This window comes from Pandoraea sp. LA3 (assembly GCF_022696215.1).
Taxonomy (GTDB): domain Bacteria; phylum Pseudomonadota; class Gammaproteobacteria; order Burkholderiales; family Burkholderiaceae; genus Pandoraea; species Pandoraea capi.
The window spans coordinates 14,065-34,414 of record NZ_PTPY01000016.1; the positions used below are offsets into that span (position 1 = coordinate 14,065).

Below are 20,350 nucleotides of genomic sequence, written 5' to 3' on the forward strand. Positions count from 1 at the left end.
GTGGCGTCGGCAAGGCATCACTCCTGCGGCACGACAATGCTTCCCGTATCGAGCCAGCGTCCGAGTGCGGTGACGGTACGCGCCGTCGCCCCCTGATGCTGCTTCGCGAACAACAACGCGGCCGTGCGCATCGCGAGCCGCTTGTCGTCGTCGATCAGCAGTTCGGCCATGGTCGACGCGAGCTCACCGGCATCGCTCACCCGGCGTGCCGCCCCTGCCGCCAGCGCATTGTCGCTGGCTTGCGTGAAGTTGAACATGTGCGGACCGAAGACGACGGGGGTGCCCGCCGCACAGGCTTCGATCAGGTTCTGACCGCCCAGCGGCAGCAGACTGCCGCCGATGAACGCCACGTCGACCGCCGAGAAGTACGCCGCCATCTCGCCCATCGAATCGCCAAGCACGACATCGACATCGGCGGGCAACGGCGTGTCGTCGTCCGGCCAGACACTGCGTCGCACATAGTTCAGACGCACCTTCTCGAGCATCGCCGCCACTTCGTCGAACCGCTGCGGGTGACGCGGCACCAGCACCAGCAACGAACGGCGACCCACGTCGGAAGCTGCGGAGAGCATCGCGCGCGCCTGAAGCACGAGCGCTTCCTCGCCGTCACGCGTACTGGCCGCGAGCCACACCTTGCGCTCGCCAAAGCGTTCGCGCCAGCGCGCGCCCAAAGCGAGCAGCGCGGGTGGCGGCGTCATGTCGAACTTGAGGTTGCCCATCACGTCGACGTCGCTCGCCCCCAGCATGCGCAGGCGTTCGGCATCGGCATCGCTTTGCGCCAGCACGCGGCTGAACCCGCCGAAGACAGGTCGCGCCGCACCGCCGAAGCGCGCGGCACGGCGAAACGAACGCGCGGACATGCGGGCATTGGTCAGCACCAGCGGTACGCCGTCTTCCTGACACGTGAAGATGAGATTCGGCCAGACTTCCGTCTCCATCACCACACCGACGCTCGGCCGCCAGTGCTTCAGGAAACGCCGGATCGGACCGACCATGTCGTAGGGCAGATAGCAACGCAACACGCGATCGCCGAACAGGCCTTCCCCCGTGGCGCGCCCCGTCGGCGTCATGTGCGTGAGCAGCACGCCGTGCGCGGGATAGCGTTCGAGCAGCGCGTCGATGAGCGGCTGCGCGGCGCGCGTCTCACCGACGGAGACGGCGTGCACCCAGATGAGCGGGCGCCCCGTGTAGGGCGGCGTGCGGTAAAAACCGAAGCGCTCCCCGATGTGACGGCGATAGCCCGGCTCGAAGCGGCCGCGCCACCACAGACGAATCACCGCCAGCGGTGCGACGATCCACCAGAGCGCGCGATAGACGAGACGCAGCAACATTCAGATCAGCGCCCGATGCGTGAGACGTTGCAGGACAGCCAGCGGCGAGCATTCGGGATGCACCATCGCGTCGGCCGGCAGGAAGAAGGTCTGCTCCATCATGAACTGCCCCGACATCACGGCGTGCGACGTCTGATCCGAGAAGCAGATCCACACGCTACCCGGCGGGAACGGCATGGTCTGCTGACCGGCGTCGCGCTGATATCCCATATCGGCCTTCATGCCATCGTGCAGATGCAGCATGATGTGGTCGTAGCCACTGCGCGGACGCTTGGTGATGCCCACGGCATTTTGCAGCCACGCCGAACCCGGCCATTGCGTCGGGACCTTCGGCAAGAAGCGCTTCGCCACATCCTCGAACGGCTCGCCCACACGCCACACGCGCGGTTGTCCGGCGGGATTGATGTTGGTGAACACGCGCAGAATGCGCTCGCCGTAATTCGGCCGCGACGGGAAGGCATCGACGTGCAGACGGCTGTCGTCCTTGCGCCACGACGTCTGACGCGTCTCGACCTGATGCAGCCGCAGGCTCGTCGGTGCCGCGCGCAGCTTGCCGCGATACTCCGGCATCAACCCGTCGATCAGACTGCACGCCTGCGTGTAGTAGCGCTTGACCAGTGCGTGCACGGCGCGCTGCGTGGCGTCGTCGGCGGCCACACCCACGAGCACGTCGGTCTTCGGATCCAGACTGATGTTCTTGCGCTTCGGGTCGGCAATGGCCGGGTCGAGCAGACGTTGCTCGGCGGCGTCGAGCGCGAAGGCCAGATGCGGAAAGTACAACACCTTGCCCGCTTCGACATCGGCGACCAGCGCCTCGCGCGAGACGGGGAGTTGTCCGCCCTGCCAGTCGCCGGACGCCACGGTCACGATCTGGCTACCCTCATCGGTCGAAACCGCCGGGCGCGCCTCGTTTTCCGTATTCACGTGTGGATTCATGCGAGTCAGTCCTCCTCGGACGCGGCGGCGCCAGCCGTTACCGGCGCAAGCGATGGCGCCAGCTCGCGCACGGCATCGCGCACTTGCGCGAGCGTTGGCTTGTGTTCGGCGTCGCCGAGATTGACGATGCGCGGCGACCAGAATCCCCCGGTACGCCACGCGGTGCTGAAATTGTATAGCTCGATGGTGGGACGGCTCAGCGCTGCGGCAATATGTACCAAACCGGTATCCACACCAACGGTGATCGCCCCGCGATCGATGAGGCCGACGACCTGCGACAGGTTCATCTTCGGCGGCACCCACGCCGCATCGCCCAGCGCCGCCGCCAGTCGCAGCGACACGTCACGCTCGGCGGCGCTGCCCCACGGCAGCACGATCAGGAAACCCTGTGACGCCAGATCGCGTCCCAGCGCGATCCAGTCGTCTTCCGGCCAGGTCTTGTCGTCGCGCGACGTCGCGTGCACGAACACCGCATACGGACGATCGGGGCACTGGCTGTGGTCCGCCCGCTCGGTCGCAATGCCGAAGTCGATCTCGCCCGGCACCTTGAAGCCCAGCGCCTGCGCCACGAGCAAACGCGAGCGCGTGACCACGTGCGTGTGCGGTTCGATGCGCACCATATGCTGGTACAGATACCGCACCGGCCACTCGTAACTGGCGCCTTCGGTGCGATTACCCAGTCCCCAGACGGCGCCGCGTGCGGTGCGCGCGATCCAGCCGGTCTTGACCAGACCTTGCGTGTCGATCACGTAGTCGTAAGGGGTTTCGCGCAGGGCACGGCGAAATGTGCCGATTTCCTGCCAGGTACGCGCGGCGAACGGCTGTTTGCGCCAGCGGCGTAGGGCAAAGGGAATGACCCGGCGCACACCGCGCACGAGTTTGACGAGGTCGACGAATCCCTCTTCCACGACCCAGTCGATCTGGGCATCGGGGTACTGGCGCAGGATGTCCTGCACCACGGGCATGTTATGGACGACGTCGCCGAGCGACGAGACTTTGACGATCAGAACCTGCAACCGAACGCCCCGGCGGTTCGGCCGGGCCTCGTGAGCAAAACCGCGATTTTACCCCGACCCGGCCTGCCGATCATGATTGTCCTCGCCGTCCGGCGGACGGCCTCAGAACGGCAGCTTGGCGTCCGGCTTGACGGCCAGGATGGCGCGGCGAAAATCGTCCTGAATGCGCTTGATCGCCGCATCGCTGTCGGCCTCGAAACGCAGCACGACGACTGGCGTGGTGTTCGACGAACGCGCCAGCCCGAAACCGTCCGGGTACTCGACACGAACGCCGTCGATCTTGACGACGTCCTGTGCGCCCTCGAATTTGGCCGTCTCGCGCAGCTTGTCGATCAGCGCGAAGTTCTCGCCTTCGGCCAGCGGAATCTGCAACTCCGGCGTCGAGATCGAATTCGGCAGAGCGTTGAGCACTGCGCTCGGATCGGCCGACTTCGACAGGATTTCGAGCAGACGTGCGCCCGTGTACAGGCCGTCGTCGAAACCGTACCAACGGTCCTTGAAGAACACGTGACCGCTCATCTCACCTGCCAGCGGTGCGCCGGTTTCCTTGAGCTTGGCCTTGACCAGCGAGTGGCCCGTCTTCCACATGAGCGGCTCGCCGCCATGCTGCCGCACCCAACTCGCGAGATTACGCGTGCACTTCACGTCGTAGATGATTTTCTCGCCCGGATTGCGGCTCAGCACCTCGGCGGCGAAGAGCATCAACTGGCGGTCCGGATAGATGATCTGGCCGTCCTTGGTGACCACGCCGAGACGATCGCCGTCGCCGTCGAACGCCAGACCGATTTCCGCGTCCGTCGTTTGCAGCGTGCGAATCAGGTCCTGAAGGTTTTCCGGATGGGCCGGGTCCGGATGGTGATTCGGGAAGGTGCCGTCGACGTCGCAGAACAGTTCGATGACTTCGCAGCCGAGCGCGTGGAACAGCGCCGGCGCGTAGGCGCCTGCGACACCGTTGCCGCAGTCCACGACGATCTTCATCGGACGCGCCAGATGCACGTCGTTGGCGATACGCGAGCGATACGATTCGCCGATCTCGTCAGCGGTGTAAGTGCCCTGCCCGGTCTCGAAGTCCTGTGCCTCGATCAGCTTGGCGAGGCCCTGAATCGCGTCGCCATAGATGGCGCGCCCGCGCAGGACCATCTTGAAACCGTTGTAGTCGGGCGGGTTGTGGCTGCCCGTGACCATGATGCCGGAGTCGACGACGCGGCCGTGCAGCGTCACGTTCGTCGCGAAATACACCATCGGCGTGACGACGACGCCGATATCGACCACATCGACGCCCGCTGCGCGCAGGCCGTCGGCCAATGCGCCGACCAGTTCCGGACCGGAGAGGCGACCGTCGCGGCCGACGACGACGGCATTGCCGCCCTCGCGACGCAGTGCGGTGCCGAAGGCGCGTCCGATCAGATGCGCGACGTTGGCATCCAGCGTCTTGCCGACGATGCCGCGAATGTCGTATGCCTTGAAAATCGCAGGCGAAACTTGCGTGGTTTGCGTCATGGGAAAGCGTCTCTCGGAAACGAGGGGGAGATTTTGGCTTGAAAAGTGCAAAGCCCGAAAAATGCAAGGACGTGCAAGGACGCCACAAACATCGAATCCCGGCGGGAAGCCCGGCCGGGAGCGGCTGCATTACGCTAAAATTATACGGGACTTCGCCGCACTGCGGCATTTCCCCAAACCCTTGTCAGCCTGCGCCTACATTCGCCTGAAGCGTCGTCATCCGACGAATGGCACAAGCCCCGACAGCCCGGTTTCGTGTCACCCCGCACCGGCCTCACCAGGCCGGTTTTGCTTATCTTGAGAACGAGTGAGACGCGCGAGCGCCGCATGCCCTACCGAACGTACCGGACCATCTTCCGCAACATCCTCTGGATGCTGACCGAGCGCGGCGCGCAGATCGCCGGCGGCATCGCGGTCTCCGGCCTGCTCGCCCGCAGTCTCGGCGCCGCACAGTTCGGCCTGTTTCAATACGCGCAATCGCTCGTCTTCCTCGCGGCCTCGCTCACCCTGCTGTGCGGCAGCGAAGTCGTGGTGCCGCGTCTGGTCGGCAAGTCGGAAGGTGAACAACGCACGGTCATCGCGCATGCGTTCGTGCTGCGTCTGGCGGCCGCGGCCGTCGCTTATACGATCCTCACGATCTACGTCGTCGGATTCGCCGAATCGAATCTCGTGGCCGTGACGCTGTGGCTCGGCGTCGCCCTCTGGTTCCGCGAACCCTCGGGCATCGTGATCGCCTGGCTGCAAGCGCGCACCTTCAACCGACCCAGCGTGACGGCCAACCTCTGTGGCCTCGGCGTAAAGCTCGCGCTCGTCGGCGTGCTGTTCGTCACCCATGCGGACGTGACGGCCTTCGCCGTCGTCTACGCCGTCGAGGCCGTCGTCGCCGCTGCGCTGCTCGTACGCTATTACCTCAAGCATTCGCCGAAGACGCCGATCGTCTGGCGTCGCTCGCTGCTGCTCGAACTGCTCACCAGCGGCGCCACGTTCTGGGGCGGGCTGATGCTCATGATTCTGTTCAAGCGTATCGATCAGCTCGTGCTCAAACCGATCATTCCGCTGGCCGAACTCGGCGCCTACGCCGCCGCCATGCAGATCACGGAAAACTTCGTGCTCGTGGCGCCGATCATCGCGAATTCGCTCGCCCCGCAACTCATCTTTCAGACGACGGACAACGCGACGGCCCGCCGTAACACCGTGCGCGCCGTATGGCTGATGGTCGCCGCAGGGGCAAGTCTGGCCGTGCCGATCGCCTTGCTCGCGCCGTGGATCGTCCATCTGATCTATGGTGCAGGCTTCGCCGAATCGGCGCAGATCCTGCGCATCTCTGCGTTGATGGGGATTCTCGTGTTCGCCGACGCCGCACTGAACCTCACGCTCATCCGGCGCGGCGCCGGGCGCTGGGTCATCGCGAAATGGCTGTGCGCCGCCGTGGTCGCGTTCGTGGTCGTGCGCAGCCTGGCGCCGCAGCTCGGCGCGTTCGCCGGGGCGCTGGGCTACGGCGCGGGCTATGCCGCTGCACTTGTGCTCGGCGTATGGCTCCTGCGACGGGACTGACACGATGACACCCATCGATTCGCTCAAGTCGCCGGACGGCCCCCGCACCCTCTGTCTGTTCACCGGCACGCTCGCGGCCTTTGCCGGTGCGGAACGCGCGACCGCCACGCTCGCCAATGCCCTCGCCGCGCGCGGACATCGCGTGCACGTGCTGTCGCTGTGGGGCAGTACGCCCGTCTTCCCGCTATCGCCCGGCGTTTCGCACCACGCGATGTTTGCCGAGCGGGTCGCGTTCAAACATCACTACCTGTCGATCGTGTGTCAGGTCAGGCGCTATGTGCGCGAGCAAGGCGTCGAGGTCATGGTGGACGTCGATCCGATGCTCGCCCTCTACACCGTGCCGGCCACGTTGGGCCTGCCGATCCGACGCATCGCCTGGGAACACAGCACGTATGCGAGCGACCTCGGCCGTCGCGCCCGTCGATGGGCGCGTGCGCTTGCGGCGCGTCGCTACGACGCCGTCGTCGTGCTCACCGACGCCGACCGCCATGCCTGGCAAGCGCATCATCCCCGCGCCCGCGCGCAATTCGTCACGCTCCCGAATCCCCTCGGCATCCCGATGCCGGAGGCCGCCCCCGAACATGGCGACGAACGCTGCGTGCTGGCTGTCGGTCGTCTCGTGCCGGAGAAGGGTTTCGACCGGTTGATCGACGCATGGGCGCGTATCGCGCACGACGTGGCGGGCTGGCAAGTACGCATCGTCGGCGACGGCCCGCTGCGCGACGCACTGCTCGCGCAGGCGCGCGACGCGGGCGTTGCCGACTCGGTGCAGGTGTTGCCCGCCGTGGCCGATATCGGGCAGCACTACGCGAAGGCATCGATCTACTGCCTGCCGTCGCGACGCGAGAGCTTCGGCCTCGTGCTGATCGAAGCGAAGGCCTATGCGCTGCCCATCGTGGCTTATGCCGCCGATGCCGGACCGCGCGCCCTGCTGCATCACGAGACCGACAGTCTCGTCGTGCAGGACGGCGATATTCCCGCGCTGGCCGACGCACTGCACCGGTTGACGGGCGACGCGGCACTGCGCCGTCGACTGGGACTGGCGGGATACGCGCACGCGCAGGACTTCCGCGCAGATGCCATCGCGGCACGCTGGGAAGCCTTGTGGCAAGACGCCGGACGCCCCTTCGCGGAGGCGCGATGAAAATCGTTCTGTTCGTGACCGGTCTGCAACTCGGCGGCGCAGAGACGCAGGTCGCCGATCTCGCGCGCGGCTTTCTCGCTCGTGGGCACGACGTCACGCTGATCTCCGTGACCGGCCCGTGCACGATCGCGCTGCCGCAATCGCCGCGCTTCACGCTCGTCGAGCTCAAGGCGGGCAAATCGCCAGGCGCACTGCTCGGCGCGATGTTCCGGTTCGTGGCCTATCTGCGCGAATGGCAACCCGATGTCGTGCACGCGCACATGGTTCACGCCAATCTGATGGCGCGCGTGGCGCGATGGTTCGTCAGGATGCCCGTGCTCGTGAGCAGCGCGCACAGCCGCAACGAAGGCGGTCGCGCCCGCATGCTGGCCTATCGGCTGACCGACCGGTGGACGGACCTGACGACCAACGTCAGCGACGACGCCGTCGCCGCGTTCGTCGCACAAGGCGCAGCCCCCGCCGAACGCATCGTGAGCGTGCCCAACGGCATCGACACGCGGCGTTACCGTCCGGACGCGCAAGTGCGCTCGCATTGGCGCGAAATGCTGCTGGGGCAGAAACAAACCGATGTCGATGTCGACGCCAACGCCGCAACGCCCATTGTCTTCGCCGCAGGCCGGATCGCCGAAGCGAAGGACTATCCAACGTTGGTCAAGGCCTTTGAACGCGTGCTCGACTTGATGCCCCAGGCCAGGCTACTCATCGCAGGCGACGGGCCATCGCGGGCGTCGGTGCAGACGCTGATCGACACCCGCGGGCTCGCGCGATCGGTCTCACTGCTGGGGCGTCGCAACGACGTTGCACAATTGATGTGTGCGGCCGACGTGTATGTCATGTCTTCCGCCTGGGAGGGTTTGCCGCTGGTTATCGGCGAAGCTATGGCCACGTGTCTGCCAGTCGTTTCCACGGACTGCGGCGGTGTCCGGGAACTGCTCGGGGATATCCAGGACAACACGCTAGTGCCCATCGGCGATGCCTCGGCGCTTGGCAACGCCCTGATTCGCCACCTGAGCCATACCGTAGACGAGAGCCGCGCAATCGGCACTGCGAATCGCGAGCGCATCGTTGCATGCTATTCCCTCGACGCCATTGTGGCGCAATGGCTGGATATATACGCCCGCCTGGCCGCACCGTGCGAAACTCTCCGTTGAATGCTATGCAAGCACCCGTTCTCTTTTGCTCGAACTCATTCTGGTCGATCCACAACTTCCGCGGCGGCCCGATCCGGGCCTTGCTGGCCGACGGACATCCGGTGCACGTCGTCGCCCCCGACGACGACTACGTCCCGCTGCTACGCGAGATGGGCTGCCATGTTCACCTCATGCCGATGGCCTCGAAGGGACAGAACCCCTTGCAGGACATCGCGCTGACGCTCCGCCTTTACCGTCTCTATCGCCGGATCCGTCCTGCCGTCTGTTTTCATTACACGATCAAGCCGAACATCTACGGCGCCGTGGCGGCGCACTGGGCAGGGATTCCCTCAGTCTCGATCACGACGGGCATGGGAACGGTGTTCATCAATAAGTCACTGATTACGCACATCGTACGTCTGCTATATCGCTATGCGTTCCGGCATACGCTCGAAAACTGGCTGCTCAATGACGCCGATTTCGACGCCATGGTGCGCGGGGGGCTGGTCGATATCCGCAAAGCGCGGTTGTTGCCCGGAGAAGGCGTCAATCTGGATCATTTTTCCCTCGCCCCCTGGCCGGAAGAGGACGGCACTTTCCGATTTTTGCTGATCGCCCGGCTGCTGCGTGACAAGGGAGTGCTGGAGTTCGTCGAAGCGGCCCGGACGATCAAGGCATCGATGCCCCATGTGCGCTTTCAGCTTCTTGGGCCGTCCGACGTCGAGAACCCCACGGCAATTTCGCGCGAGCAGGTGGCGCAATGGGAGCAGGAGGAACTTATCGAATATCTCGGCATCACGCAGGAAGTGCGTCCATTCATCGCGCAAGCCCACTGTATCGTGCTGCCGTCTTACCGCGAAGGGTTGTCCCGGACCCTGCTGGAGGCCGGCGCGATGGGACGTCCGGTCATCACGACGGACGTACAGGGGTGCCGTGAAGTCGTCGACGAAGCGTCCAGCGGATGGGTCGTCCCGGCACAGAATGCATCGGCGTTGGGCGCGCGCATGGCGCTTGTGGCCAAGATGCCGTCATGTGAATTAGCGGCGGTCGGGGGGGCCGGGCGTGCTAAAGTAGCGCAAAATTTCGACGAGCGATTGGTCATCGCCGAGTATTTCAGAATACTTGGCGAAGTTTATCGGGGAACTCCTTCATTTCCTACCCACGTTTAAACGGAGATGACGCGAGAGCGCCATTCGCTCATAAAAAACTAAGTAACGCGGTTAACTTGTCCGTACTATGCTGAACCTGACATTGGCATTGGTAGTTTCATTTATCACCACGCTGCTGATTGTGCGGTATGCCCATGTGCATGCCCATTTCTCCAGCGACAGTGATACGAAAGGGGTTCAGAAGGTCCACTCGCATCCGGTGCCTCGCATTGGCGGTTTAGGCATTATGCTCGGCCTGCTCGTGGCCGGCACGTTCGCAGCTTCTTATTATCCGGGCCGCCTGCGAGAAATTCTGCTGCTTGCCGCCAGTGCTGCGCCTGTGTTTATCGGCGGATTCATCGAAGACGTCACGAAACGGGTTTCGCCCCGGACCCGCCTGATCTGTGCGATGGTGTCTGCACTCGTCGCGTACTGGGTACTCGGCATTCACATCAATCGAATCGATATCGGCCCGATTGACCGGCTTCTCGCCATTCCGGCAATTTCGGTCGCATTGACAGTCATTTGCACCGCTGCCATGACCAATGCAGTCAACATCATCGACGGGTTTAACGGTCTGGCTGCAATGGTCAGTATTTTCATGTTCGTCTCGCTAGGCTACGTTGCATTTCAGGTTGGCGACGATGTCGTGCTTTCCGCTTCTCTGATAATGACGGGTGCCGTTTTCGGTTTCTTCATCCTTAATTATCCGAATGGCCTGATTTTCCTCGGAGATGGGGGCGCCTATTTCATCGGATTCATGTTGGCAGAACTCGCGATTTTGCTTGTCATGCGTAATCCGATGGTTTCACCCTGGTACCCGGCACTGATGTTGATTTACCCAATTTTCGAAGTCTGCTTCTCGATTTACCGTCGTCGGTTCGTGCGCGGTGTCTCGCCCAGCATGCCCGATGGTGTTCATCTGCACATGCTGATCTACAAGCGGGTGCTGCGCTGGGCGGTAGGTTCGAAGGTGGCGGCGCAACTGGCGCGCCGCAATTCAATGACATCACCGTACCTCTGGGTACTCTGTCTGTCGGCAGTACTGCCGGCTACGATTTTCTGGCGTCACAGCGGGCTGCTCGCGGCCTGCTGCCTGGTGTTCATCGTGGCCTATGTATGGCTTTATCAGCGAATCGTGCGCTTCCGTTCGCCGCGCTGGATGATTTTCACCAAAAAGTAAGCGGTCTACCGAATTCTCTTTTCGATAGTCAGGCCACCGGCTATCGCACCTCTCAATGCTGAGTCTCGCCATCGCCCTCGTCGTGTCGTTTGTCGCGACGCTGCTCATCGTCCGCTACGCGCACGTGCACTCCCGCTTCTCCGGCGATAGCGACGTTGCCGGGGTGCAGAAGTTTCACGTGCGGCCTGTGCCGCGCATCGGCGGCGTGGGCATTCTCGCCGGTCTGCTCGTCTCGGCCACCGCGCTCGGGCTGTCATACCCCACGGTGTCGCGTGACATCCTTCTGCTCGTGGCCTGCGGCCTGCCTGCCTTTCTGTCCGGCTTCATCGAAGATCTGACCAAGAAGGTCACGCCGACGGTCCGACTGGTCTGCACGATGTTCGCCGCCCTGCTGGCGTGGCTGGTGCTCGACATCCACATCACCCGCGTCGACATCGGCATGGCCGACCGGGCGCTGGTCATGGCCGCGATCTCCGTGCCGCTCACCGTGCTGTGTGTGGCCGGCATGGCCAACGCCGTCAATATCATCGACGGCTTCAACGGCCTCGCAGCGATGGTCGCGATGATCATGTTCGCCTCGCTCGGGTATGTCGGCTTTCAGGTGCAGGACCCGATCGTGCTCACCACGTCGATGATCATGGTCGGCGCCATCCTCGGCTTCTTCATCTTCAACTTCCCCGGCGGGCTGATCTTCCTGGGAGACGGCGGTGCGTATTTCCTCGGCTTCATGCTGGCGGAAATCGCCATTCTGCTGGTCATGCGCAATCCGCAGGTGTCGCCGTGGTATCCCGCGCTGATGGTGATCTATCCCGCGTTCGAAGTCTGTTTCTCGATTTATCGTAAGCGCTTTGTCCGGGGCATTTCGCCCGGCATTCCCGACGGCGTGCATCTGCATATGCTCGTCTACAAGCGGTTGATGCGCTGGGCTGCGGGCGCCCGCACGGCCAGCGCGCTGACCCAGCGCAATTCCTTGACCTCTCCCTATCTTTGGCTGCTATGCTTGCTGGCAGTGATCCCGGCGACGGTATTCTGGCGGCATAGCGTGGTGCTGGCACTGTGCTGCGTCGCCTTCATGGTGACGTACGTGTGGCTGTATCTGAGCATCGTCCGCTTCAAAGCGCCGCGCTGGCTGATCTACAAGAAATGAACGACCACGGGGGCGACGCACCGAAGGTGCGCGAGCGCGGCACACACCCCCCCCTGATCGGGACAACCAGACAAGACAGCGCCACCAACGCGATGCGTGACATCTATGCCATCGGCGACCTGCAAGGTTGCCAAACGTCGTTTGAACAACTGCTTGCGCGCCTGCCGCAGGAGGCAGATCTCTGGCTCGCCGGCGATCTCATCAATCGCGGCCCGCGCTCGCTCGACACGCTGCGTCAGGTCATCGCCCTGGGCGAGCGCGTCACCGCCGTGCTCGGCAATCACGATCTGCATCTGCTGGCGGTCGCCGCCGGGGTGCGTCAAGCACACGGCAGCGATACCCTCGACGACATTCTCAACGCCCCCGACCGCGACGCTCTCATCGACTGGGTTCGCCGGCAACCGTTGGCACACTTCGCACACGGGCACCTGATGGTGCACGCCGGGGTGCTGCCGCAATGGGATGCCGAGCAAGTCGTCTCGCTCGCACGCGATGTGCAGACGCAATTGCGCGGCCCGGACTGGAAGACGTTTCTCTCGCGTATGTTCGGCAACCAGCCGGATCAATGGCAGGCGGACCTCAGTGACGAAGACCGTCGGCGTCTCACGATCAACGCGCTCACGCGCATGCGCTTTTGCAGTGCCGACGGACGCATCGACTTCAAGATCAAGGAAGGCGCGGACGCCGCCACCGACGCCCTGAAGCCGTGGTTCGACGCGCCGGGCCGACGCACGTCCAACGTCACGATGGTCTTCGGCCATTGGTCGGCCCTCGGACTGGTGATGCGCGACAACGTGCTTGGACTCGATACGGGGTGCGTGTGGGGCGGCAAGCTCACGGCCGTGAAACTCACGGCATCCCCTGCGGATCGGGAGTTGATTCAGATCGACTGCCCGCAGATCCGCGATCCGCTCGCGTCGAGCGACAAGAAACGCAGCAAGATGAAGACGGCCGACAAGGCCGAAGACGCCTTCAAGGCCGCCAAGGCCGAGAAGCTCGACAAGTTTGGCAAGGCGGCGCGAAAGCAGGAAAAGCTGGAGAAGGCCGCGAAAGCGGATAAGACGGACAAGGTCCCGAAACGCAGGGGCGAGTGATCGACCATGGGCGCGGGTTGTCCATCAGACGATCAAAGCAAAATCGGCGCCTCACGAAACATGAGGCGCGTTTTTTTGCCGTCCCGACCATCCATCGCGCCGGGGCATCACTGTATTTCAGACCTGAAGCGCCCGCGCAGCGTCGTCTTCTTCGTCGCCCAGCGTCGACGTACGTGACCCGACAGCGCCCGTCTCCGGCAGCACCGCTTCGGGCAGGAAACCCTGCAACGCCGCACCGACTGCCTGCTGTGCGCCCAGCGTGAACTCGCGGCGATGCTGTCCCTCCTGCGGATACTGCGGTGCGCCGATCGACAGACGTACCGTCATCGGCGGCGCCTTCAGAATCATGTCGATGGACTCGATCAGGCTCGTCTCGCCGATGTACGCCGGCGCCATCGTATGACGTCCACTCGCCGCGTCGGTATAGAACAGGCACATCGGCTGCACCGGCTTGCCCGTCGACACCGGGGCTTGCAGCAAATTCGCGTGGAACGGCAACAGGCTGCGACCGTCCGTCGTCGTGCCTTCGGGGAAGACCGTGATGATGTCGCCGTCACGCAGGCAATCGGACAGGTAGTGCATGATGCGACGCGCATCCGCACGACGCTCGCGTTGCAGGAAGATCGTGCGCGTCTGCACGCACAGCCAGCCGACCAGCGGCCAGTGACGAATCTCGGCCTTCGCGACGAAGCGCACCGGTTGCCACGCATTGAGCGCGAAGATGTCGATCCACGAGACGTGATTGCACAGCAGCATCACGCCGCCTTCCGGCACCGGGGCATGTTGCTCGACTTCGAGACGCATGCCGCACAACTTCAGCAGCTTCTGCGACCACGCGCGAATGCGACGGTCCTTCTGCGCTTGCGACAAAAACGGGAACAGGATCGCCGCGGTCAACATACCGCGCGCGAGGTGCAGGCCCAGACGAAGTTTTTTGATCAACAGCACGGCAATCGCATCCTAGACGGCGAGGGCTTCGTACGCCACGCGGCCACCGACCAGCGTGAGCCGTACCTGGCCCGGTAATTCGTATCCCAGAAACGGGGTGTTGTGACCGGCGCTGCGCAACTGCTGCGCGGACACGGTCCAGTGCGTCGACGGCGCAAACACGCATACGTCGGCGGGCTGTCCGGGCGACAAGCGGCCCGCGCCCGGCGCGACTGCCGCAAGTCGCTGCCCCGGCCCATGCGTGACCCGCGCCAACGCATCGACCAGCGGCACGCGCGACTCCTCGGCCCACTTCAGCACCAGCGACAGGAGTAATTCAAGCCCTGTGGCGCCCGGTGCCGCTTCCGCGAAGGGAACGAGACGGGCGTCGGGGGCGAGCGGCGTGTGATCCGAGCAGATGGCGTCAATCGTACCGTCCCTCGCAGCGTCGCGCACGGCCTCGCGGTCACGTCCGGAGCGCAGCGGCGGATCGAGTCGGTACTGGGCGTCAAAATACCCGATATCCATGTCGGTGAGATGGAGGTGATGTGCGGCAACGTCGCACGTCACCGGCAATCCTTCGGCTTTCGCCGCACGTACCAATGCCAGACCGGCCGCAGAGGACAGACGACACAGATGCACGCGCGTGCCGGTCACCCGCACGAGTTCGAGAATCGTGTGCAGCGCGATGGTTTCGGCCGCCACCGGAATACCGGCCAGCCCGAGACGCGAGGCGACCGCGCCACTCGCGGCAACGCCTCCGGCAGCCAGTGCGGCATCCTGCGCACGCAGCCACACCGTCAGCCCGAAGGTGCCCGCATATTGCAACGCGCGCAGCAGCGTCCGGTTGTCCGCCATCGCGGCATTCGCCTGCGACAAGCCGATGCAGCCCGCACGCGTGAGTTGCGCCATCTCGGTGAGTTCGCGTCCTGCAAGACCGGCCGTGAGCGCGCCGAGCGGATGGACCTGCACGGCGTGCGTCGCGCGCGCACGTAGTTGCAGCATCTCCACGAGGTCCGGTTCGTCGAGCACCGGATCGGTATCCGGCGGACAGACCACCCGTGTGACGCCACCGGCGAGCGCCGCCGCCGCTTCGCTCGCCGCCGTCACCCGGCGCGCCGACAGATCGATCAGCCCGGGGGCGACCCACATGCCCTTCGCGTCGAAGGTGCGCTCGGCAGTGAAGTCGGCGGGCGCTGCGTCCAGCGCAACGATATTGCCGTCGGCAATGAAGATGTCCTGCACGCGATCGGCACGCGTTGCGGGATCGATGACGCGGCCACCCTTCAGATGCAGTTTCATGGCGCGCTTACCCGTTGTTCGCGGCGACGATACTCATCACCGCCATCCGCACGGCAATGCCGAACGAGACTTGTTCGAGAATGACCGACTGCGGCCCGTCGGCGACGGCCGAATCAATCTCCACGCCCCGATTCATCGGGCCGGGATGCATCACGATGGCATCAGGTTTGGCCAGCGCGAGCCGCTCCGGCGTCAGACCGTAATACTGAAAGTATTCACTCGCAGAAGGCAGCAATGCGCCGTTCATCCGCTCGTTCTGCAAGCGCAGCATGATGATCACGTCGACGTCGCGAAGCCCTTCGTCCATGTCGTGAAACACGCGCACACCAAGCTGTTCCAGCCCCGTGGGCAGCAGCGTACGCGGACCGATGGCACGCACTTCGGGCACGCCGAGCGTGGTCAGTGCGTGAATGTCGGAGCGCGCCACGCGCGAGTGCAGAATGTCGCCGACGATCGCGACCGTCAGGTTCTGGAATTCGCCCTTGTGATGGCGAATCGTGTACATGTCGAGCAGCCCCTGCGTGGGGTGCGCATGACGTCCGTCGCCCGCGTTGATGACGTGCACGTGCGGCGCACAATGCTCGGCGATCAGATACGGCGCCCCCGACTGCGCATGCCGCACGACGAACAGGTCCGCGTGCATCGCCGACAGGTTGCCGATGGTGTCGAGCAGCGTCTCGCCCTTGCTCGTCGACGACGCGTTGATATTCAGATTGAGCACATCGGCAGACAGGCGTGCAGCGGCAATCTCAAACGTCGTTCGCGTACGCGTCGAATTCTCGAAGAACAGATTGAAGACCGACTTGCCACTGAGCAGCGGCACCTTCTTCACATCGGCATCGTTCACGCTGACGAACTGCGTGGCCGTATCGAGAATGTGCATGAGCACGGCACGCGGCAAACCTTCCACCGTCAGCAAGTGCCGGAGCTCACCATTGCGATTGAGTTGAGGGTGACCGCGACGGCCGAGAATGCCGTTAGCCATGCCGGGGCTCCGAGGGGACCGAAGTCACGTGGTGCAAGGGGAAGTCAGGCGGGCACATGCTCGTCGAAATACTGCTGGAGGATGATGCGGGCGGCCTCGGCATCGAGCGATGTCTTCTGCGACACCTTGACGCCGGCTTCGGCCAGCGCCGCCGCCGCCGCGACCGACGAATAGCGCTCGTCGACCCAGACGACCGGCACGCTGAACCGCCCATTGAGCTGGTTACCGAAACGTTTGGCCTGCTGCGTCATTTCATGCGGCGTGCCATCGGGATGACACGGCAGACCGACGACGATCAGCTCAGGCTGCCACTCGGCGATGAGCTTGCCCATCTCGGCAAAACGCACTTCACGATTGAGGTTGGCGACGACGGTGAGTGCGCGGGCCTCGCGCAGCATCAGATTGCCCATCGCGACGCCGATGCGGCGCTCGCCGTAATCGAAGGCGAGCACCGTGCGACTGCCAGCCGTCATGCGTGACCCGCGTCGGCGGAGAGCATCGACGACGTCACGCCGAGCAGCGCCAGCGCGGCGTCGAAGCGTTCGGCCGGCGGCACGTCGAACACGATGCCCGGGTCGGCCGCGACCGTCAGCCAGCCGTTACGGCTGATTTCGTCTTCCAGTTGCCCTGCACTCCAGCCCGAATGACCGAGCGTGAGCAGGAAACGGTTGGGGCCTTGCCCATTTGCGACGGCTTCGAGCACGTCCTTGGACGTCGTCATCTCCAACCCGCCCGGCACCGACAGCGATGAACTATACGCAGTCCCTGTCGCCTCATGCAGCACGAAGCCGCGCTCGGTCTGCACCGGGCCGCCGAAGAAGACCGGTTGATGCGCCAGCGGATCGATTTCGAGCTTGAGGTCGAGCCGCTCGAAGAGCGACGCGAGGTCAATGTCGGTAGGACGATTGATGACCAGCCCGATCGCGCCTTTTTCACTGTGCTCGCACAGGTAGACGACGGTGCCGGAAAAGGTGGGATCGGCCATGCCGGGCATGGCGATAAGGAACTGATTCGTAAGGTTGATACGGTCGTTCGGCATAGGGCCAGAGTTTATCGGAACCTGTTTGACGGTCTGCCCGCCGGACCTCGTCCCGCAGCGGGCGTCGAGGCCCCGTGAGAGCCTCGCGTCACCTGCCGCCGGCCGGTCGGTGGACGAACTTTTTCCGCATCGTGATACGGCCATCGGCCGCCAGTGGCAGCCTTTGGGCCGACTGTATCACGGAACGTCGCGCCCGGTGACTAGCCGCTGCCCGAACACGCTGGCGTCCAGCGCCCGTTCTCGCCACATGGCCATCTCGGCGATCAGGTCAGGGCGCGCCTCGGGGTAAGTGTCCGCCGCAAACTGATGCAGCATGCCGCGCAACGCCCTGACCGTCATCGCCAGCGCAGCCGGGCCGCCCGGCTCCGCGGGGGGCGACGCCGCCAGACGCTCGCCCGTCGCCGCAACCGCAGCCGCCAGCCGTGCGACCGGCGCCAGCCCGATGGCCGCCGCATTTTGCGCCACCTGTGCCGCCACGGCCGGATCGTTCAAATTCGGAAGCGCCTCATCCGCAAGACTGAGGAATGTCTGGCAAACGTCCTGCCGCACCGACAACGGGCCGATGCGCAGCCAGTCGCGCGAACTGGTGCCGGCGCCCTGCTTCTGACCCGCTTGGGCGGCGTCCGCCAACGGCTCGGGCAAATGGCCGGGACGGCGCAATACGCCGAAATCGGCCAAAAGCGTTCCCAGCCAGGTGTCGGGCGCCTCGGCGTGCCACGTAGCGAGCGCTTCGAGCAGATCGTGTCCCGGCACCGCTTCGGCAGCCGTTCTGGCGGCGGCAGACGACGTGGCCGACGCGGTGCGAACGTCATCCGGGCCGCTCGGCCGGGTGAGTTGCTTGCGCAATGCCATGTTCATCCGCCCGATCTGACGCTTGTCGGCCAGACTCAGCGGTGCCCGGGCAAAGCGCAGCCAGGCAGCGGCCAGACGCCAGTAATCCAGCGGCGCAGTAGCCCCGGCACGGTGCAGGTCTGCCGCCAGATCGGCCAATTGGCCCAAAGCGGCCGTGGTATCGGTCGCGTCGGCGTCAGGGCGCAACAGGCGCAGCAGCACGCGTTCGACATCGGCGCGCAGCGGCGCAGTGCCCGCAGGCAGTCCGTGAAGACGCGGCTGTGCGATCACCCATCCTGCCATGCGAAGCTCGCCCGGCGTGGGCGCGCCGGCCCAGTTATCGGCAGTCGCGGCGGTCTGAGAAGACGGCGAAGACGCTAACGGGGCGGGCGCGACGCCCGCCTGCCAGATATCGCGCTCGAACTGTCGCAGCGCATTGCGCTGGGCGTCCTGACTGCCCGATCCGCCATACGCCGCCTCGGCAATCGCCTGAACGAGACGCTCACCCTGGAGCGCCCAGTCGGCATGACCGCTCGTCTGAAGCAGACGATTCGCTCGCCGCAGCGGCCCCAGCGCCGCCGCCGGGCCGTTCGACCATGCGTCGGACGCCTCGGTCAGCGCTTCGGCCACCTCCGGCAAACGCCACAGCGGCGCCTCACGCGTGTCGCGCGTGGCGCCGGCAGTCACGTTATCGGGGGAGTCGGGAGATGATTGAGATGCGCCGGGCACGCTGGGCGCACCAGACGATTCAGACATCACCATAGGGCGTCTCCTGGCCGTTCGGCCTCAGATCTGCACCATCTCGAAGTCTTCCTTGCGGGCCCCGCACTCCGGACAGGTCCAGTTGATCGGCACGTCTTCCCAGCGCGTACCGGGCGCGATGCCCTCGTCGGGCAATCCTGCCTCTTCGTCGTAGATCCAACCGCAAATGAGGCACATCCAGCTCTTGTATTCCATGCTTTCTTCAGCGACGAGCGTTCCGTTACAATGGCTTGTCAACCGCTTCGGGTCCCGTCGGCAGAGATGTCGAACGGTCTTGTGGGAACCCTGCCGGTGCATTGTCCGGCGGGCGCTGCCCACGGCGCTTTCAAGCGCTCCGAAACGGGCATTTAAGGCGTGATGGTACCAACGAACCCAAAGCCTGACCAGATCGCCGTCTATCCTGCTTCCATGCAAACTGAATCCCCACCCATTCTCCTGACCTTCGGGCTTTCCGACCCCACTTCGGCAACCGGCGTGCAGGCCGACCTGCTCACCTTTGCGAGCATGGGCGGCTACGGCGTGTCGGTGCTGACCGGCTACTCCTCGCAAGACTCGCGCGCGTGCGACGACGTGCAGCCCATCGACCCCGACTGGATTGCCGATCAGGCGCGCATGCTGCTTGAAGACATGCCGGTCGCGGCCTTCAAGGTCGGCAGCGCCGTGAATGCCGAGAACGTCGCGTCCATCGCCGAGATCGTGGCCGATTACGACGAAACACCGCTCGTCGTCGCCCCGGACTTCGGCCTGGCCGGCGAGCATCTGCTCTCGGCGGACGAATTACGCGAAGCCACGGCCAGCCTGCTGGTGCCGCAGGCCAGCGTGCTTGTCGTGAGCCCGGCCAGCGCCGTCGCGCTCGCGCAGACGATTACGGAGAATGAAAACCTTTCGCTCGACGAGGCCGTCTCGATCCTGCTGGAAAACGGCTGCGAGTTCGTGCTCGTGAGCGACGGCAACGCGCCGCAGTTCACGCACACGCTGTACAGCGACGGCGGCGTGGTCCGTGAAGACGCCTGGGACCGTCCGCCGCACAACGTGGCCGGGGCCATGGACACCCTGGCTGCGGCCGTTACCGCCATGCTCGCCAACGGTCTGGCCGTGCCGGAAGCCGTTCGCGAGGCCCAGGAGTATTTGCAGCAGGTGCTGGAAAACGCCTTCCGCCCGGGCATGGGACGTCACTTCCCCGATCGCTTCTTCTGGGCACGCACCGAAGACACCGAGCAGGACGGCAGCCCGCCGCAGGCCTGACGCTTCCTCCGGTTCGCCGATCGGCGCTGCAATGAAAATCGCCCGCGAATGTCGCGGGCGATCTCGTTTCTGGCGG

18 protein-coding genes and 1 pseudogene are annotated in these 20,350 nt (G+C 64.6%); 8 read left to right on the forward strand and 11 right to left on the reverse strand.

Annotated elements, in window-relative coordinates; translation table 11 throughout:
- Positions 1-17: 17 nt before the first annotated feature.
- The 4 genes from waaA to C5N93_RS01795 form a co-directional block, all read right to left on the reverse strand.
- On the reverse strand, positions 18-1,328 hold the full coding sequence (waaA, locus tag C5N93_RS01780) for a lipid IV(A) 3-deoxy-D-manno-octulosonic acid transferase (RefSeq protein ID WP_242558093.1): 1,311 nt from the start codon (positions 1,326-1,328) through the stop codon (positions 18-20).
- Positions 1,329-1,331: 3 nt separating this feature from the next.
- Complete coding sequence (locus C5N93_RS01785) at positions 1,332-2,267, reverse strand: Kdo hydroxylase family protein (protein WP_242558047.1); 936 nt, start codon at positions 2,265-2,267, stop codon at positions 1,332-1,334.
- A gap of 5 nt (positions 2,268-2,272) precedes the next feature.
- A complete protein-coding gene (gene waaC / locus C5N93_RS01790; RefSeq protein ID WP_242558094.1) occupies positions 2,273-3,232 on the reverse strand; it encodes a lipopolysaccharide heptosyltransferase I in 960 nt (319 codons plus the stop codon).
- 153 nt (positions 3,233-3,385) lie between these two features.
- Positions 3,386-4,783: a phosphomannomutase/phosphoglucomutase gene (locus C5N93_RS01795; protein ID WP_150719829.1), complete on the reverse strand. Its 1,398-nt coding sequence runs from the start codon at positions 4,781-4,783 to the stop codon at positions 3,386-3,388.
- Positions 4,784-5,110: 327 nt separating this feature from the next.
- Here C5N93_RS01795 and C5N93_RS01800 point away from each other — a divergent pair, with 327 nt between their 5' ends.
- The 7 genes from C5N93_RS01800 (at position 5,111) to C5N93_RS01830 (ending at position 13,183) form a co-directional block, all read left to right on the forward strand.
- On the forward strand, positions 5,111-6,337 hold the full coding sequence (locus C5N93_RS01800; protein ID WP_242558048.1) for an oligosaccharide flippase family protein: 1,227 nt from the start codon (positions 5,111-5,113) through the stop codon (positions 6,335-6,337).
- A gap of 4 nt (positions 6,338-6,341) precedes the next feature.
- A complete protein-coding gene (locus tag C5N93_RS01805; protein WP_242558049.1) occupies positions 6,342-7,481 on the forward strand; it encodes a glycosyltransferase family 4 protein in 1,140 nt (379 codons plus the stop codon).
- Positions 7,478-8,632, forward strand: a complete 1,155-nt coding sequence (locus C5N93_RS01810; protein ID WP_242558050.1) for a glycosyltransferase — start codon at positions 7,478-7,480, stop codon at positions 8,630-8,632. Before C5N93_RS01805 ends, C5N93_RS01810 begins: the two co-directional genes overlap by 4 nt.
- Before the next feature lie 5 nt (positions 8,633-8,637).
- Positions 8,638-9,780 (forward strand): glycosyltransferase family 4 protein, encoded by a 1,143-nt coding sequence (locus C5N93_RS01815; protein WP_242558051.1) that lies wholly within the window; start codon positions 8,638-8,640, stop codon positions 9,778-9,780.
- A 67-nt stretch (positions 9,781-9,847) separates the two neighbouring features.
- Positions 9,848-10,942, forward strand: coding sequence for a glycosyltransferase (locus tag C5N93_RS01820; protein WP_150719833.1), 1,095 nt, complete (start codon positions 9,848-9,850; stop codon positions 10,940-10,942).
- Between the two features lie 55 nt (positions 10,943-10,997).
- Positions 10,998-12,089, forward strand: a complete 1,092-nt coding sequence (locus tag C5N93_RS01825; RefSeq protein WP_069342523.1) for a glycosyltransferase — start codon at positions 10,998-11,000, stop codon at positions 12,087-12,089.
- Entirely contained in the window at positions 12,086-13,183 is a 1,098-nt protein-coding gene (locus tag C5N93_RS01830) for a symmetrical bis(5'-nucleosyl)-tetraphosphatase (RefSeq protein WP_347403283.1), read from the forward strand. Before C5N93_RS01825 ends, C5N93_RS01830 begins: the two co-directional genes overlap by 4 nt.
- A 117-nt stretch (positions 13,184-13,300) precedes the next feature.
- On the opposite strand, the gene C5N93_RS01835 is transcribed toward C5N93_RS01830, so the two are convergent.
- From C5N93_RS01835 to C5N93_RS01865, 7 genes and pseudogenes are all read right to left on the reverse strand, one after another.
- The gene (locus tag C5N93_RS01835; protein WP_069342521.1) at positions 13,301-14,131 is read right to left on the reverse strand and encodes a lysophospholipid acyltransferase family protein; all 831 of its coding nucleotides are present in this window, start codon (positions 14,129-14,131) and stop codon (positions 13,301-13,303) included.
- A gap of 12 nt (positions 14,132-14,143) precedes the next feature.
- Positions 14,144-15,412 carry a dihydroorotase gene (locus C5N93_RS01840; RefSeq protein WP_242558052.1) on the reverse strand — a complete coding sequence of 423 codons (1,269 nt, stop codon included), beginning with the start codon at positions 15,410-15,412 and terminating at the stop codon, positions 14,144-14,146.
- Between the two features lie 7 nt (positions 15,413-15,419).
- Positions 15,420-16,373: pseudogene (locus C5N93_RS01845) on the reverse strand (aspartate carbamoyltransferase catalytic subunit); the annotation flags it as partial.
- Between the two features lie 68 nt (positions 16,374-16,441).
- Complete coding sequence (gene ruvX, locus C5N93_RS01850) at positions 16,442-16,870, reverse strand: Holliday junction resolvase RuvX (protein ID WP_150719837.1); 429 nt, start codon at positions 16,868-16,870, stop codon at positions 16,442-16,444.
- Complete coding sequence (locus tag C5N93_RS01855) at positions 16,867-17,436, reverse strand: YqgE/AlgH family protein (RefSeq protein ID WP_069342517.1); 570 nt, start codon at positions 17,434-17,436, stop codon at positions 16,867-16,869. Before C5N93_RS01855 ends, ruvX begins: the two co-directional genes overlap by 4 nt.
- A gap of 177 nt (positions 17,437-17,613) precedes the next feature.
- Entirely contained in the window at positions 17,614-19,023 is a 1,410-nt protein-coding gene (locus C5N93_RS01860) for a hypothetical protein (protein ID WP_242558053.1), read from the reverse strand.
- Between the two features lie 30 nt (positions 19,024-19,053).
- Positions 19,054-19,224: a rubredoxin gene (locus C5N93_RS01865; protein WP_006400971.1), complete on the reverse strand. Its 171-nt coding sequence runs from the start codon at positions 19,222-19,224 to the stop codon at positions 19,054-19,056.
- Between the two features lie 213 nt (positions 19,225-19,437).
- Between C5N93_RS01865 and C5N93_RS01870 the strand changes: the two genes are divergently transcribed.
- A complete protein-coding gene (locus C5N93_RS01870) occupies positions 19,438-20,274 on the forward strand; it encodes a hydroxymethylpyrimidine/phosphomethylpyrimidine kinase (RefSeq protein WP_242558054.1) in 837 nt (278 codons plus the stop codon).
- Positions 20,275-20,350 lie beyond the last annotated feature (76 nt).